We start from the raw sequence: 15,725 nt of genomic DNA, 5'->3' as shown, positions 1-15,725 counted from the left end.
GGTAACGTGGCTACAGCCGGCCTGGCTTGTAGCGGGCCGGGCTGCCAACCGACCCTTTTCGCTCAAGGAACCCCGATGACCCAACGCAAGCTGCGCCTCGGCGCTTTCATCATGGCCACCGGCCACCACATTGCCGCGTGGCGCCACCCCGGCGCGCAGGCTGACGCCGGTATCAACATCGACCACTACATCGCGCTGGCCAAGACGGCCGAGCGCGGCTTGTTCGACCAGGTGTTCGTGGCCGACAGCCCCGGCATCAAGCACACCGGCGACGAGGAGTCGTTCAGCCGCCAGGGGCGCATGTCGCATTTCGAACCTGTCACGCTGTGGGCCGCGCTGTCGGCCGTGACGCAGCACATTGGCTTTGTGGCAACGGCCTCCACCACCTACGAAGATCCGTTTCTGCTGGCCCGCAAGTTCGCCTCGCTCGACCACATTAGCAAGGGCCGTGCCGCCTGGAATGTGGTAACGACCAGCGCCGATTCGGTGCACGGCAACTTCGGCCTGGCGGCCCACCCCGACCCTGCCGTGCGCTATGAGCGCGCCCATGAGTTCGTGGACGTGGTCAAGGGCCTGTGGGACAGCTTTGACGACGATGCCTTGGTGCGCGACCGCGCCTCGGGCGTGTATTTCGACCCGCAGAAACTGCACAAGCTCAACCATGTGGGCAAGCATCTCAAGGTGGAAGGGCCGCTGAACATTGAGCGCCCGCCGCAGGGCTACCCGGTGATCGTGCAGGCGGGCTCGTCGGAAGACGGCAAGGAGCTGGCCGCCGCCACGGCCGAGGCCATCTTCACGGCCTGGACCAGCCTGGCCGAAGCGCAGGCGTTCTACAGCGATGTGAAAGGGCGCATGGCCAGGTACGGCCGCCGGCCCGAAGAACTGCTGGTGCTGCCCGGCATCTCGCCGGTGATCGGCCGCACGCAGGAAGAGGCCGAGGCCAAGTGGGCGGAGCTGCAGGCGCTGATCCATCCCTCGGTGGGCCTGGCGACCCTTGCTCCATTCTGGCCACTCGACGAGCTGCAGCGCTGGGACCTGGATGCCCCGCCGCCGTACTACCCCGAGCCGCCCAAGGGCGTGAACAGCCGTGCGCATGTGGTGATCGAACTGGCGCGGCGCGAGCGCTACACCCTGCGCCAGCTTTATGAGTACCTGGCGGGCGCGCGCGGCCACTGGGTGGTGATTGGCACGCCAGAGACCATTGCCGACCGCATGCAGGAGTGGTTTGAAAACGGCGCGGCCGACGGCTTCAATGTGATGCCGCCGGTGCTGCCGCAGTCACTGGACGAGTTTGTGGACCTGGTCATCCCCGAGCTGCAGCGCCGGGGCCTGTTTCGCACCGCCTACGAAGGCAGCACGCTGCGCGAGAACCTGGGCCTGGCGCGGCCCGAGAGCCGGTATGCGCATGCGGTGAAGGCGGCCTGAGGCTGCTGCGCCAAACCGAGGGATGGCCTGCATAACCCTCGCAAGTCGGTGGTAGTGCGGATCGGGATGGGCCACAAGGCGTCTTTTTGCGGCCAATAGCTCGGCTATTGGCGAGAAAAGCAACGCAGTGGACCGCCCGAGGCCGCGGTAACACAGACTGCAGGGAGTTATGCAGGCCATCCCTAACCCATGGCGGGCCGGGTTTGGCGCTTTGTTTGCGGAAGCTTTCAGCTGTAGTTAGCGGGCTGCGGAAGCTCGCCGTTGAGGGCCCAGCGGCCCAGTGTCTGGAGCTTGTAGTCCAGCGGATCGTGCAGGGTGTGCGTGCGCACGTTGCGCCAGAAGCGGTCATACCCCAGGCTGGCGCGGGTGCCCCGCGAGCCCACCACTTCAAACAGTTCCTGGCTGGCAAACAGGCCGGCCCGGTGCGCAATGACCTTGGCTTCGGCCACGGCCAGGGCCACTTCGCCGCGCTGCGCTGCGGTCAGCGACTGGCCGCGTTCCCAGGCGGCCTGTACCGCCCGCGATGCGCGCTCTGCCAGGGCGGTGGCGGCGGCAATCTGGGCCTGCATGTCGCCCATGCGGTTGAGCAGGTAGGGGTCTTCGGTGGCCTTGTCCACCGAGGCGGCAATCCAGGGGCGGCCTTCGGCATGGGCGTACTGGCGGGCCTCCTGCTGCGCGCCCTGGGCAATGCCCAGGTACAGGTTCACCAGCACCAGCTGCGCCAGGCAGTTGCGCAGGGTGTGGAACACGGTGGGGGGCGTGTGGTGGTCGCGCATCACATCAGCGCCCGCCAGCAGCACCCGGTCAAAGCGCACCGAGCCGCTGTCGGTCTGCCGCTGGCCAATGGGGTCCCAGTCTTCCTGCACCGAAATGCCTGGCGCCTGCGTGGCCAGTATGCCCAGCACGGGCTGGTCGCCGTCGGGATGGCGGGCCGACACCGTCATGTAGATCGATCCGCGCGTGCCTGAGCAAAAGCCCTTGGTGCCATCAAGCACAAAGCTCGGCCCCTCGCCCTGGGCCAGCAGCCGGGTGTCGCGCGGGTTCAGGGCATTGCCCCACCAGCCTTGCTCATCGGCCGTGCGGCGCAGCCAGCGGCGCTGCTGCTCGGCATTGCCGTAGATGAGCAAGGTAGCCACCTGCAGCTGATGGAAGGCCAGCAGGTGGGCTAGCGAGCTGTCCACCGCGGCGAGCTGGCGCACCAGGCGGTAGATGTCGGGCCAGGGCTGCTCCAGACCACCGTGTTCTTGGGGAATGGCCAGGCGCAGCAGGCCGGCTTCGCGGATCTGCGACTTTTCGAAGGTGGCGTGGCCGCCCTGGCGGTCGCGTTCGACAGCGGTTTGGCGCAGGGAGTGCAGGAGGTCGGTGAGGTCAAAAGGCATGAGGAAAAGCAGGTGCGGGGGACGAGTTAAAGGAATCGGAATCAAGGCGCATCAGTGGCAGATGGCGCCGTCCTGCAGCAAGGCCACTTCGAGCATGATTTCACTGGTGCGTTGCAGCCGGGCCTGCGCTTCCAGCCCCTGGGCACGCCACTGGTCCAGCAGGGCATCAAGGTGACGCGCCGATTCGGGGTCGGCTTGCGCCAGCTGCACCTGGGCCGAAGGGGCGGGCGCGATGGCATCGTCGAGCAGGTGGTAAAAGCGCCATTCGGTCTGTACCAGCAGCCGCTGCAGCAGGCCTTCGTCTTCGGCCAGCGCCGCGCATTCGCCGGCCATGAAGGCGCTGACGGCATGCACCGCCGAGCGGTATTGCACAGGGCGTGCGCCGAGGCGCTCGCGCAGCGGTTCGGCGTAAGGGCTGCCCTGGGCTACACACACGGCCTGGCCGTTCAAATCTGTCGTGCGCGTCATCGGGCCCTTGCGCAGCGCCACGACGCGCGCTGGCCCTTTCACATAGGGCACCGTGCCGCGCGTCGGGGTTGGCGCGCTTGCCGAGGCAGTCGGGCTGCCCGCCAGCACCAGATCCACCTGGCCTGCCGCCGTGGCCGTTGCCACCTGCTCGGGCGCGAGACCCACCAGTTGCACCTTCACACCCAATTGCTGGGCAATATGGCTCGCCAAACCGGCGTCGTAGCTGTCGGGTTCGGGGGGCAAAGGGTCGCTGGGCAGGGACGGGCGTGGGTACTCGCGCACGCCCACGCGCAGCACGCCGCGCTCGCGCGCCTGCAGCAGCAGGGGCCCGGGCGCCGGAGCGGAAAGGTTGGCTGGTGCGAAGGCTGCCACCAGCAGGTAGGCATCGGCTGGCCACCGCGACATCGCAACCCATCCGGCCGCAGCCAAGGCCGCCAGCGCCGCCAGCCACACGCGGCGTTGTATCGCGCGCCACAAAGGGCGTGGCTGCACGGCTGCGCCGCCCGAGGGCAGGGCGCGGGGCTCAGCCATGGAACTCCAGCCCCTTGCGCCAGCCGGTGAGCCGCGCCTCGATCAGGGCGAGTAGGTAGTTCAGGCCCAGCCCCAGCAGGGCCAGCAGCAGGATGCCCGCGTACATGGTGGGAATCTGGAAGATCTCCTGCGCGTTCAGGGTGAGAAAACCCAGCCCGGCATGGGCGCCGATCATTTCCGCCGCAACCAGCGCCGTGATCGAATACGCGCCCGCCAGCCGGATGCCTGTGAAGATCGAGGGCGAGGCGGCCGGCAGCACCACCCTGAAAAAGATGTAGCTGCGTGATGCCCCCATGGACAGTGCCGAATGCACCAGCAGCTTGTCCACTTGCTTGACGCCACCGATGGTGTTGAGCAGCACAGGCCAGAACGCAGCCCAGAAGATGATGGCCACCTTGGACGACTCGCCAATCCCCAGGAACAGCAGGAACACCGGAAACAGCGCAAACGCTGACACCTGGCGAAACAGTTGCAGCAGCGGATCCACAAAGGCTTCAAAGCGCTGGATGGCGCCCATCAGCAGCCCCAGGCCCACGCCGCTGGTGATGGCCAGCAGCAGGCCGACCAGCGAGCGTTGCAGGCTGGCGGTGACATGTTTCCAGAGCTGGCCGTTGTCCACCAGGGTGGCGATGGCGCGCACCACGTCGGAGGGTGGGCTCAGAAACGCCGGGTTCACCCAGCCCGCGCGGGGCAGCAGCTCCCACACGGCGAGAAACAGCACGATGCAGGCACTGCGCTCCAGGCCGCGCCGCAGGGTATGCAGCAGGCCGGTGAGCGGGGCAGGGCTTTGTGCCGGGGCGTGCCCGGCGGTCGAAATGGCAGAAGTGTTCATATGGCAAATCCCGTGAGGGCCAAGCGAAAGTCCGGCGCGGTGGGTACCAGTGGGGCCAGGGGCTCTTGCCGGTGGTTGCTGGCAAAGGCCACCTCGTCGCGCAGGATTTCCCAGGCTTGCTGGCGCAACTGCACAAATGCGGTGGAGTTGCGGATTTCGGGGGCGCGTGGGCGCGGCAGCGGCACGTCGAGGATGGCCTTGATGCGGCCGGGCCGGTGCGTCATCACGGCGATGCGGTCCGACAGGTAGATCGCCTCGTCCAGGCTGTGCGTGATGAAGACGATGGTTTTCTTGTGCAGCTCCCAGATGCGCAGCAGCTCGGACTGCAGGATTTCGCGCGTCTGCGCATCCAGCGCGGCGAAGGGCTCGTCCATCAGCAGCAGGTCGGGGTTGTAGGCCAGCGAGCGCGCAATGGCCACGCGCTGGCGCATGCCGCCCGACAGCTCGTGCGGGTAGCGGTGGCCAAAGCCTTCCAGCCCCACCAGTTCCAGAAACTCCTGCGCGGTGCGCCGGCGCTCGGCCTTGGGCAGCTTGCGGATCTCCAGCCCCACCTCGATGTTGCGCAGCACCGTGCGCCACGGAAACAGCGCATAGCCCTGGAACACCACGCCCTGGTGCTGGTTGATGCCCTCGGCGGGGCGACCGTCGATGGTGATGCTGCCGCCGGTCTTGCGCGACAGGCCCGCCAGCATGCTGAGAAAGGTGGATTTCCCGCAGCCCGAAGGCCCGAGGATGGTGAAGAACTCGCCGGGGCGAACGTCCAGGTCGAAGTACTTCAGCGCGGAAATGGTCTTTTTCTGGCCGAGCTCATCGCGGACCTGAAAGTCCATCTGCACGCCGCGCGCCACGATCTTGGCATCACTCATGGGTCAGCCCTTGGCGTGCGGGTTGAACTCGTTGGTGTACACGTCGGCCACCTTGACCTTGCCGGGGGCCAGCTTGCCCTCGGCCTGCAGGATGTCGATGTAGTACTGAATCGGCGGCTCGGTGATGAGCTGGTTGTCCACGTAGGCGTAACGCTCTACATGCTTGAGGTCCATGCCGATGCGCTCGGCCGTGTATTTGCGGGCCTCCTCGGGGTTGGCGTTGACCCAGTTGCCGGCCTTGGCCAGGGCGGCCACCACGTCGCGCACGGCCTGCGGGTTTTCGCGGGCGAACTTGCCGTTCACGCTGTAGGGCGACATGCCACCGAGGCCGCCGTCCAGGTCGAAGTCGCTCCACAGGCGCAGCAGGTCGGTGTTGGCCTCGGCGCCGCCCGAGTGCGGCGGGTGGATGATGGCCAGGTCCACATTGCCGGTGGCCACCGCCTGCTCGTTCTGGTTGTCGGGCACCACGATGAAATTGATCTTGTTCACGTCCACGCCGTGCTCGCGCAGGTATTTCTTGGTGACGAACTCGGCGCAGGCGCCAAAGCTGTTGAAACCGATGGTCTTGCCTTCGAGGTCCTTGGGCTGGCGGATGCCCGAGCTCTTTTTCACGAAGTACTTCATGTGGGGCGCTTCCTGCAGCGTTTTGCCGCCTGCGGCCACCACTTTCATGTCGGCGCCACTGGCAATGGCCGAGATCACCAGCGGCACCATGCGGGCACCAAAGTGGATGTCGCCCGTGCCGACGAGCGGAATGATCTGGGGTGCTGCCACCTTGCCCACATATTTGGGCCGGGTGCTGGTGCCCTCGAAATAGCCCAGGCGGTCGGCGAGGTAGATCAGGTCGAACGAGGGGTTGTCGGGGTAGAGGAATTCGACGATCTTGCTATTTCTTGCCGCCGACGGTGCGGTGGCAGCAGCAGAGGCGGCGGCCTGTTCATCGGGGCGCGAGCAGGCGGCCAGGCCCCAGCTGGCGGCGGTCAGTGCGGTGAGGGTTTTCAGCGCCGAGCGGCGGCTTGTGGCTAAGGTCATGATGCGCAGTCCTTCGAAAGGGAAACAGGTCGAAGGCTGCAGCGTAGGTTTTGATGCGCATCAAGCCAACGAAGGTTTGCGCATATGGTTAGGCGGTGCGTCGCGCATGCGCGGCCCGCAACCGAAATTTCAAATAAAAATGGCCTCTAGCGCTTATTAATAAAGCGGTTGTTGCTATCTAATTTATAGCTACATTCAGGCCAAGCCCTGTCAGGGTGCGGGATCGCCCGGCCCGATTCAGCGCTTCGAATCCGGCGGGCTGGCCGGCGAATTGGGCGGCGCAAACAAATCCCAGCTGGCGATGAACAAGGCCGCGATGGCGGGGCCGATGACAAACCCGGTCAGCCCGAACAGGGCCATGCCGCCCAGCGTGGAGATCAGCACCACGTAGTCTGGCATCTTGGTGTCCTTGCCCACGAGAATGGGGCGCAGCACGTTGTCCACGAGTCCGATCACGCCAATGCCATACAAGGTGAGTACCACGCCTTGCAATGTGGCGCCGGTGGCCAGAAAGTAAAGCGCCACAGGCCCCCAGACAAGGCCGGCACCCACGGCGGGCAGCAGCGACAGAAAGGCCATGGCCACGCCCCACAGCACGGGGCCCTGGATGCCCAGAATCCAGAAAATCAGGCCGCCCAGTGCCCCTTGCGATGCCGCCACCACGATGTTTCCCTTGACGGTGGCCCGGATGACGGTGGTGAACTTGCTGGTCAGCTGGCGCTTGTGTTCGCTGTCGAGCGGCGTGGCGTGGCTGATGCGTTTGGCCAGTGCCGCTCCGTCGCGCAGCAGAAAGAACAGCAGATACAGCATGACGCCAAAGCCCACCATGAACTCCAGCGTGTTCTGCCCGATGTTCAGCGCCTTGGTCGCGACAAACTGGCTGGCCTGCACAGCCACCGACGACAGCTTTTCCTGCACTTGGCCCAGGGTTGTGAGGTTGAACCGGTCCAGTAGGCCGGCGGCCCAGGCGGGCAGGGCGGCAATGATCTGCTGCAGATACTGGCCAAAATTCAGCTGGCCGGACTTGGTGCGGTCATAGATGCCGGTGGCTTCCTGTACCAGCGAAACAGCGATCAGGGTCATGGGCAAAATGACCATCACCAGGCACAGCCCCAGGGTGGCGAGGGCCGCCAGGTTCGGGCTGCCGGGCATGCGCCGCAACAGCCGGCGGTGCAGTGGCGCAAACAGGATCGCCAGCACCACTCCCCAGAACACCGCACCATGAAACTGCCACAGGATGGCGCCGAAGGCGAGCGTGACCAGCGTCAGGAGAATCAGGAACACGCGGTTCTCAAAGGAGGAGGGTTGCATGGGCGTCGGGGGGCAGATGGAATGCACGCACTGTACGCGAGTGAATGGCAGGCGCATGACAGGGGCTGCCGCCGGACGGGTATTCGCCGGGGGGACTGCCGGCTGGAGCGCCTGGGCGTTCAATGGCACAATACCGTCCGTACCAAGGCCCTTCCCCAGCCACAGTCGCATCCGCCAATCGGTCCAGCCGTGTCGCGGAAGGTTTCTCAACCAGCTAATGCTTCCCCAAGGGAAGCGGAGGTCAGCGGAATATGAGCGATACGACATCCGTCTATCAAGACTACCAAGGCAACACCTACCTCTTCGGCGGCAATGCGCCCTATGTCGAAGAGATGTATGAAAACTATCTTGCCAACCCTGGCAGCGTGCCCGACACCTGGCGCGCGTATTTTGATGCGCTGCAGCATGTTCCCGCTGTGGACGGATCCAATGCCAAGGATGTCCCGCACCTCCCCGTGATCAATGCCTTTGCCGAGCGCGCAAAGCAAGGCGGCACCAAGGTGGTGGTGGCCAGCAACGACGCCGAAATGGGCCGCAAGCGCACCGCAGTGCAGCAACTGATTGCCGCCTACCGCAACGTGGGCCAGCGCTGGGCCGATCTGGACCCCCTGAAGCGCGCCGAGCGCCCCGCCATTCCCGAGCTGGAGCCTTCGTTTTACGGCTTCACCGATGCGGACCAGGAAACGGTTTTCAACACCAGCAACACTTTTTTCGGCAAGGACACCATGTCCCTGCGCGATCTGATCAATGCGCTGCGCGAAACCTATTGCGGCACCCTCGGTGCGGAGTACATGCACACCACGGATCAGACGCAAAAGCGCTGGTGGCAACAAAAACTCGAAAGCATCCGCAGCAAGCCCCAGTTCAGTGCCGACAAGAAAAAGCACATTCTTGAGCGCCTGACGGCCGCCGAGGGCCTGGAGCGCTACCTGCACACCAAGTACGTCGGGCAAAAGCGCTTTTCGCTGGAAGGTGGCGAGAGCTTCATCGCTGCCATGGACGAGTTGATCCATTCCGCAGGCTCCAAGGGCGTTCAGGAAATCGTGATCGGCATGGCCCACCGTGGCCGGTTGAACGTGCTGGTCAACACCCTGGGCAAGATGCCCAAGGATCTTTTTGCCGAATTCGACCACACGGCGCCAGAAGACTTGCCCGCCGGTGACGTCAAATACCACCAGGGTTTCAGCTCGGATATCGCTACCGTGGGTGGCCCGGTGCATCTGTCGCTGGCCTTCAACCCCTCGCACCTTGAAATCGTGAACCCGGTGGTGGAAGGCTCGGTGCGTGCCCGCATGGACCGCCGCGGCGACCAGCGTGGCAGCCAGGTTCTGCCCGTGCTGGTGCACGGCGATGCAGCCTTCGGTGGCCAGGGTGTGAACCAGGAGACCCTGGCGCTGGCACAAACCCGCGGTTACACCACGGGCGGCACGGTGCATATCATCATCAACAACCAAATTGGCTTTACCACCTCGGACCCGCGCGACATGCGCTCGTCCACGTTCTGCACCGACATCGTCAAGATGGTCGAGGCACCCGTGCTGCACGTCAATGGTGACGATCCCGAGGCCGTGGTGCTGGCCACGCAACTGGCGCTGGAGTTCCGCATGGAGTTCCGCGAGGATGTGGTGGTGGACATCACCTGCTTTCGCAAGCTGGGCCACAACGAGCAGGACACCCCCAGCCTGACCCAGCCGCTGATGTACAAAAAGATTGCGGCCCATCCTGGCACCCGCAAGCTTTATGCCGACAAGCTCGCTGCACAAGGCCTTGGCGCCAATCTGGGTGACGAGATGATCACGGCGTACCGCGCTGCCATGGACGCAGGCAAGCACACGGTGGACCCGGTACTGACCAACTTCAAGGGCAAGTACGCCGTGGACTGGTCGCCCTTCCTGGGCAAGAAGTGGACCGACGCCGGCGACACCGCCATTCCGCTGACCGAGTGGAAGCGGCTGTCCGAAAAGCTCACCACCATTCCGGACAGCGTTGCGCCGCACCAGCTGGTCAAGAAGGTGTATGACGACCGCGCCGCCATGGGCCGTGGTGAAGTCAACGTGGACTGGGGCATGGGCGAGAGCATGGCCTTTGCCTCGCTGGTGGCCAGTGGTTACCCGGTGCGCCTGTCGGGTGAGGACTCGGGCCGTGGCACCTTCACGCACCGCCACGCCGTCATTCACGACCAAAAGCGCGAAAAGTGGGACACCGGCACCTATGTGCCGCTGCAGAATGTGGCCGAGAATCAGGCTCCGTTCGTCGTGATCGACTCCATCCTGTCCGAAGAAGCCGTGCTGGGCTTCGAATATGGCTACGCGGGCTCCGACCCCAATACGCTCGTCGTCTGGGAAGCCCAGTTTGGCGACTTTGCCAACGGCGCGCAGGTGGTGATCGACCAGTTCATCGCCTCCGGCGAGGTGAAGTGGGGCCGTGCCAACGGCCTGACGCTGATGCTGCCGCATGGCTACGAAGGCCAGGGGCCCGAGCACAGCTCTGCGCGCCTGGAGCGTTTCATGCAGCTGGCGGCCGATGCCAACATGCAGATCGTGCAGCCCACCACGGCTAGCCAGATCTTCCATGTGCTGCGCCGCCAGATGGTGCGCGACCTGCGCAAGCCGCTGATCATCTTCACGCCCAAGTCGCTGCTGCGCAACAAGGATGCCACCTCGCCGCTGTCCGAGTTCACCAAGGGCAGCTTCCAGACGGTGATCCCCGAGCAGAACGAGGCCATCGACAAGAAGGCCGACAAGGTCAAGCGCGTGATTGCCTGCTCTGGCAAGGTTTATTACGACCTGGTGAAAAAGCGCACCGAGAACGAGGTGAGCGACGTGGCGATCATCCGCGTCGAGCAGGTCTATCCGTTCCCGCACAAGGCGTTTGCTGCTGCGATCAAGAAGTACCCCAACGCCACGGACATCGTGTGGTGCCAGGACGAGCCGCAGAACCAGGGCGCCTGGTTCTTCATCCAGCACAACATCCACGAAAACATGCTCGATGGCCAGAAGCTGGGCTACTCCGGTCGCGCCGCGTCTGCTTCGCCTGCCGTGGGCTATTCGCACCTGCACCAGGAACAGCAAAAGGCGCTGGTCGAAGGCGCGTTTGCCAAGCTCAAGGGTTTTGTCCTGACCAAGTAAGGCCGGCAACCCCTCTCCAGAACAAAACCCCATTCCGAAAGAATTGATATGGCTATCGTAGAAGTCAAAGTACCGCAACTGTCCGAATCCGTGGCCGAGGCCACCATGCTGACCTGGAAAAAGAAAGCCGGCGAAGCGGTGGCAGTGGACGAGATCCTGATCGAGATCGAAACCGACAAGGTCGTGCTGGAAGTGCCCGCACCCGCTGCTGGCGTGCTGGCAGAAATCGTCCAGGGCGACGGCGCCACCGTGGTGGCCGAACAGCTCATCGCGAAGATCGACACCGAAGGCAAGGCCGGGGCCGCCGCTCCTGCCGCTGCAGCGCCCGCTGCGGCAGCGGCACCTGCAGCCGCTGTGGCCGTGGCTGTGGCTGCTGCTGCCACCGGTGGCTCGAAGGCCGACGTGGCCATGCCTGCCGCCGCCAAGCTGCTGGCCGACAACAACCTGTCGGTGTCGGCCGTGGCTGGCACGGGCAAGGATGGCCGCGTCACCAAGGGCGACGTGCTGGCCGCCGTGGCCGGTGGTGTGCAGTCCACCGCTGCGGTCATTCCCACTGGCGTGCCCACCAAGGCGCTGCCGCAGGTGGCCTCCGTGGCCAAGCAGGATCTTGGCGACCGCCCCGAGCAGCGCGTGCCCATGAGCCGCCTGCGTGCCCGCGTGGCCGAGCGTCTGCTGCAGTCGCAATCGACCAACGCCATCCTGACCACGTTCAACGAAGTGAACATGGCCCCGGTGATGGACATGCGCAAGAAGTTCCAGGATGCGTTCACCAAGGAACACGGCGTGAAGATCGGCTTCATGAGCTTCTTCGTGAAGGCAGCCGTGCATGCACTCAAGAAGTACCCGGTGCTGAACGCCTCGGTCGATGGCAACGACATCGTCTACCACGGCTATTTCGACATCGGCATCGCCGTGGGCTCGCCCCGTGGCCTGGTGGTGCCCATTTTGCGCAACGCCGACCAGATGAGCTTTGCGGAAATCGAGAAGAAGATCGCTGAATTCGGCAAGAAGGCCGCCGAAGGCAAGCTGGGTATCGAAGAGATGACCGGTGGCACGTTCTCGATCTCCAACGGCGGCACCTTCGGCTCGATGATGTCCACCCCGATCATCAACCCGCCGCAGTCGGCCATTTTGGGCGTGCACGCCACCAAGGACCGCGCCGTGGTCGAAAACGGTCAGATCGTGGTGCGCCCGATGAACTACCTGGCCATGTCGTATGACCACCGCATCATCGACGGCCGCGAAGCCGTGCTGGGCCTGGTGGCCATGAAGGACGCGCTGGAAGACCCCTCGCGCCTGCTGTTCGACATCTAAGCGCGGAGCGCTGAACGCATCGACCCACCCATGTGGCCTGGCCTGCGCTGGAGCCCGTCGGTGGGTCTTTCTCCAACTGATTAAGTGAGATTTCCCCATGAGCAAACAATTTGATGTCGTCGTGATCGGCGGCGGCCCCGGCGGCTACATCGCTGCCATCCGTGCAGCCCAGCTGGGCATGAACGTGGCCTGTATCGACGAATGGAAGAACGACAAGGGCGGCCCGGCCCCCGGCGGCACTTGCACCAACGTGGGTTGCATTCCGTCGAAGGCGCTGCTGCAGTCGTCCGAGCATTTCGAGCACGCCAACAAGCACTTTGCCGACCACGGCATCACCGCCACGGGCGTGAAGATGGACGTGGCCAAGATGGTGGCCCGCAAGGACAGCGTCGTGAAGCAGAACAACGACGGCATCCTGTACCTGTTCAAGAAGAACAAGGTCAGCTTTTTCCATGGCCGTGGCTCGTTCGTGAAGGCCGCCGAGGGTGGCTATGAGATCAAGGTGGCCGGCGCCACCGAAGAGACCCTGGTGGGCAAGCAGATCATCATTGCCACCGGCTCCAATGCGCGTGCATTGCCCGGCGCAGCGTTCGATGAAGTGAACATCCTGTCTAACGATGGTGCGCTGCGCATCGGCGCCGTGCCCAAGAAGCTGGCCCTGATCGGCTCGGGCGTGATCGGCCTCGAAATGGGCTCGGTCTGGCGCCGCCTGGGTGCGGAAGTGACCGTGCTCGAAGGCCTGCCCACCTTTCTGGGTGCCGTGGACGAACAGATCGCCAAGGAAGCCAAGAAAGCTTTCGACAAGCAGGGCCTGAAGATCGAGCTGGGTGTGAAAGTGGGCGAGATCAAGAACAGCAAAAAAGGCGTCAGCATTGCCTACACCAACAGCAAAGGTGAGGCCCAGACCCTGGATGCAGACAAGCTCATCATCTCGATTGGCCGCGTGCCCAACACCATCGGCCTGAATGCCGAAGCCGTGGGCCTGCAGCTCGATGAGCGCGGCGCCATCGCTGTGGACGGCGACTGCAAGACCAACCTGCCAGGCGTGTGGGCCGTGGGCGACGTGGTGCGTGGTCCGATGCTGGCGCACAAGGCCGAGGAAGAGGGCGTGGCCGTGGCCGAGCGCATGGCCGGCCAGCATGGGCATGTCAACTTCAACACCATTCCCTGGGTGATTTACACCAGCCCCGAAATTGCCTGGGTGGGCCGCACCGAGCAGCAGCTCAAGGCCGATGGCGTGAAGTACAAGGCCGGCACCTTCCCGTTCCTGGCCAATGGCCGCGCGCGGGCACTGGGCGACACCACCGGCATGGTCAAGTTCCTGGCCGATGCCACGACGGACGAAATCCTGGGCGTGCACATGGTCGGGCCACAGGTCAGCGAGCTGATTTCCGAGGCCGTGGTGGCCATGGAGTTCAAGGCCAGCGCGGAAGACATTGCCCGCATCTGCCACGCGCACCCGTCCTTGAGCGAAGCCACCAAGGAAGCGGCCCTGGCCGTGGACAAGCGCACGCTGAATTTCTGATTCTTTGCATCAAATTGGCTGCTAGCGCTTATGTATAAAGCGCTAGCAGCTATTTATTTTATAGCGGCATAGTTTCAGGGCATTTTCAACGTGACCGTCAAGCAGACCTATCTCAAAGAACTTGCTGCCAAGGGTTTTCAGAGCGACCCGGCACAACTGCGTGCGGTGGACGCCTTGCAGCGCTGCGCCAGTGACTGGGCCGCATACAAGTCGCGCCGCTCCAATGCCTTCAAGAAGATCATCAACCACCCTGAGGTTCCGCGCGGCGTTTACATGTACGGCGGGGTGGGGCGCGGCAAGAGCTTTCTCATGGATTGCTTTTTCAATGCCGTACCGCTCAAGCGCAAGGTGCGCCTGCATTTTCACGAATTCATGCGCGAGGTGCACCGGGAGCTGGCAGCGCTGCAAGGCATGGCCAACCCGCTGGATATTTTGGGTGAACGCATCGCCAAGCGCTACAAGCTGATCTGCTTCGACGAATTCCATGTGGCCGACATCACCGACGCGATGATCCTGCACCGCTTGCTGGCGGCGCTGTTTGACAACGGGGTGGGCTTTGTCACCACCTCCAACTTCAAGCCCGATGGGCTTTACCCCGATGGCCTGCACCGTGACCGCATCCTGCCGGCCATTGCGCTGCTGAACGAAAAGCTCGAAGTGGTGAACGTGGACAACGGCACCGACTACCGCCGCCGCACGCTCGAGCAGGTGAAGCTGTACCACACGCCGCTGGGGCCCGAGGCCGATGCTGAAATGAACACGGCCTTCGACCAGCTGGCCGAGGTGCATGACGAAGACCCCGTGCTGCACATCGAAGCGCGCGAGATCCGGGCGCGGCGCAAGGCCGGTGGCGTGGTGTGGTTTGATTTCAAAACGCTGTGCGGCGGCCCCCGGTCGCAGAATGATTACCTGGAGATCGCCACGCAATTTCACACCGTTTTGCTGTCGGATGTGCCCTATATGCCCGTCAACATGGCTTCGCCGGCGCGGCGCTTTACCTGGCTGGTGGACGTGCTGTATGACCGGCGGGTCAAGCTCATCATGTCGGCCGCCGTGGCGCCAGAGCAGCTCTACACCGATGGGCCCTTGGCGCACGAGTTTCCGCGCACGGTGTCCCGGCTGCACGAGATGCAGTCCAGGGAGTTTCTGGCACTCGATCGCCGCACCGTGGATACGGGACTGACGTAAATGAAAAACCTTTGGTTCGTTTGGGGTCTTGCGAGCCTGATCGCCGGGCCTGCGCTGGCGCAATCGGCAGCATCTGCGCCGCCAGAACGCGGCCACAGTGCTGCGCAGGCAGAGCGACAGGTTGAACGCGAACGCATCCACCAGGAGCGCCAGGCGATCGCGGCCACGCGCGCGCGTGACGAAACCGCGTGCTATCGCCGGTTTGCGGTGGAGGACTGCCTGCGGGACGTGCGGACCCAGGCGCGCAATGCCGAGCTGCAACTGCGCGCACGCGAGCTGCAGCTCAACGACGCAGAGCGCAAGGAAAAGGCCGCAGAACGCCTGCGTTCGATTGAAGAAAAGCAGCGGCTCGTTCCGGACCGGTCGCAGCCCCAGGGGGCGGCACGCGGGGCGGAGCGTCCGGCTCCCGCCAGTGTGGACGCGTTGCGCACCCAGCATCAGCGTGAGGCGCAGCAACGGGCCGAGCAGCAGCGCACGCGTGAGCAGTCGGGTGCTGAAAATCGGGCCCAGCGCGCCGCGCAAAGCGCTGAACGGGCAGCTGCCGCGCGTGCCCGCCATGCCGACAATGTGAAAGCGGCGCAAGAGCGGCGTGAACGGGTGCAGAAAATGCAGGCCGAATCGGCTGCTGCAGGGCGCAAGCCGGCGGCTTCGTTGCCCGCATCGTCGGGGCTACCACCCGTTCAACCCTGAGCGTGGCTGTTGGGGCTGCTGGATGGGTTGCTCGCG

At 64.4% G+C, this 15,725-nt stretch carries 12 protein-coding genes; 6 read left to right on the top strand and 6 right to left on the bottom strand.

The features are described 5' to 3' along the window. Nucleotides 1-75 precede the first annotated feature (75 nt). Complete coding sequence (locus tag J8G26_RS12515) at nucleotides 76-1,425, top strand: LLM class flavin-dependent oxidoreductase (protein WP_210569254.1); 1,350 nt, start codon at nucleotides 76-78, stop codon at nucleotides 1,423-1,425. A gap of 227 nt (nucleotides 1,426-1,652) precedes the next feature. Here the strand turns inward: J8G26_RS12515 and J8G26_RS12510 are convergent, their stop codons facing one another. The 6 genes from J8G26_RS12510 to J8G26_RS12485 all read right to left on the bottom strand — a co-directional run bounded on the left by J8G26_RS12510 (nucleotide 1,653) and on the right by J8G26_RS12485 (nucleotide 7,844). After that, complete coding sequence (locus tag J8G26_RS12510; RefSeq protein WP_210569252.1) at nucleotides 1,653-2,804, bottom strand: acyl-CoA dehydrogenase family protein; 1,152 nt, start codon at nucleotides 2,802-2,804, stop codon at nucleotides 1,653-1,655. 51 nt (nucleotides 2,805-2,855) lie between these two features. Next, nucleotides 2,856-3,803, bottom strand: coding sequence for a transporter substrate-binding domain-containing protein (locus J8G26_RS12505; RefSeq protein WP_210569249.1), 948 nt, complete (start codon nucleotides 3,801-3,803; stop codon nucleotides 2,856-2,858). Further along, nucleotides 3,796-4,635, bottom strand: a complete 840-nt coding sequence (locus tag J8G26_RS12500; RefSeq protein WP_210569247.1) for an ABC transporter permease — start codon at nucleotides 4,633-4,635, stop codon at nucleotides 3,796-3,798. Before J8G26_RS12500 ends, J8G26_RS12505 begins: the two co-directional genes overlap by 8 nt. Then, a complete protein-coding gene (locus J8G26_RS12495; protein ID WP_210569245.1) occupies nucleotides 4,632-5,501 on the bottom strand; it encodes an ABC transporter ATP-binding protein in 870 nt (289 codons plus the stop codon). The genes J8G26_RS12500 and J8G26_RS12495 overlap by 4 nt, the downstream gene beginning before the upstream one ends. 3 nt (nucleotides 5,502-5,504) lie before the next feature. Next, on the bottom strand, nucleotides 5,505-6,533 hold the full coding sequence (locus J8G26_RS12490; RefSeq protein WP_210569243.1) for an ABC transporter substrate-binding protein: 1,029 nt from the start codon (nucleotides 6,531-6,533) through the stop codon (nucleotides 5,505-5,507). 237 nt (nucleotides 6,534-6,770) lie between these two features. Then, nucleotides 6,771-7,844: an AI-2E family transporter gene (locus J8G26_RS12485; RefSeq protein ID WP_210569241.1), complete on the bottom strand. Its 1,074-nt coding sequence runs from the start codon at nucleotides 7,842-7,844 to the stop codon at nucleotides 6,771-6,773. Between the two features lie 251 nt (nucleotides 7,845-8,095). Between J8G26_RS12485 and J8G26_RS12480 the strand changes: the two genes are divergently transcribed. From J8G26_RS12480 to J8G26_RS12460, 5 genes are all read left to right on the top strand, one after another. Continuing rightward, nucleotides 8,096-10,972 (top strand): 2-oxoglutarate dehydrogenase E1 component, encoded by a 2,877-nt coding sequence (locus tag J8G26_RS12480; RefSeq protein WP_210569239.1) that lies wholly within the window; start codon nucleotides 8,096-8,098, stop codon nucleotides 10,970-10,972. Between the two features lie 48 nt (nucleotides 10,973-11,020). Further along, complete coding sequence (gene odhB, locus J8G26_RS12475) at nucleotides 11,021-12,286, top strand: 2-oxoglutarate dehydrogenase complex dihydrolipoyllysine-residue succinyltransferase (RefSeq protein WP_210569237.1); 1,266 nt, start codon at nucleotides 11,021-11,023, stop codon at nucleotides 12,284-12,286. A gap of 97 nt (nucleotides 12,287-12,383) precedes the next feature. Beyond that, nucleotides 12,384-13,811, top strand: coding sequence for a dihydrolipoyl dehydrogenase (gene lpdA, locus J8G26_RS12470; RefSeq protein ID WP_210569235.1), 1,428 nt, complete (start codon nucleotides 12,384-12,386; stop codon nucleotides 13,809-13,811). A 90-nt stretch (nucleotides 13,812-13,901) separates the two neighbouring features. Next, nucleotides 13,902-14,999, top strand: coding sequence for a cell division protein ZapE (gene zapE, locus J8G26_RS12465; RefSeq protein WP_087745543.1), 1,098 nt, complete (start codon nucleotides 13,902-13,904; stop codon nucleotides 14,997-14,999). Further along, on the top strand, nucleotides 15,000-15,689 hold the full coding sequence (locus tag J8G26_RS12460; protein WP_087745545.1) for a hypothetical protein: 690 nt from the start codon (nucleotides 15,000-15,002) through the stop codon (nucleotides 15,687-15,689). It begins immediately after the preceding gene. The last annotated feature ends 36 nt before the right edge of the window (nucleotides 15,690-15,725 follow it).

Origin of the sequence: Acidovorax sp. JG5 (assembly GCF_017939685.1) — a bacterium.
Classification (GTDB): Bacteria; Pseudomonadota; Gammaproteobacteria; order Burkholderiales; family Burkholderiaceae_C; genus Acidovorax.
Note: the sequence above shows the minus strand (reverse complement) of the source record. Positions and strands in the feature narration are given on the sequence as shown.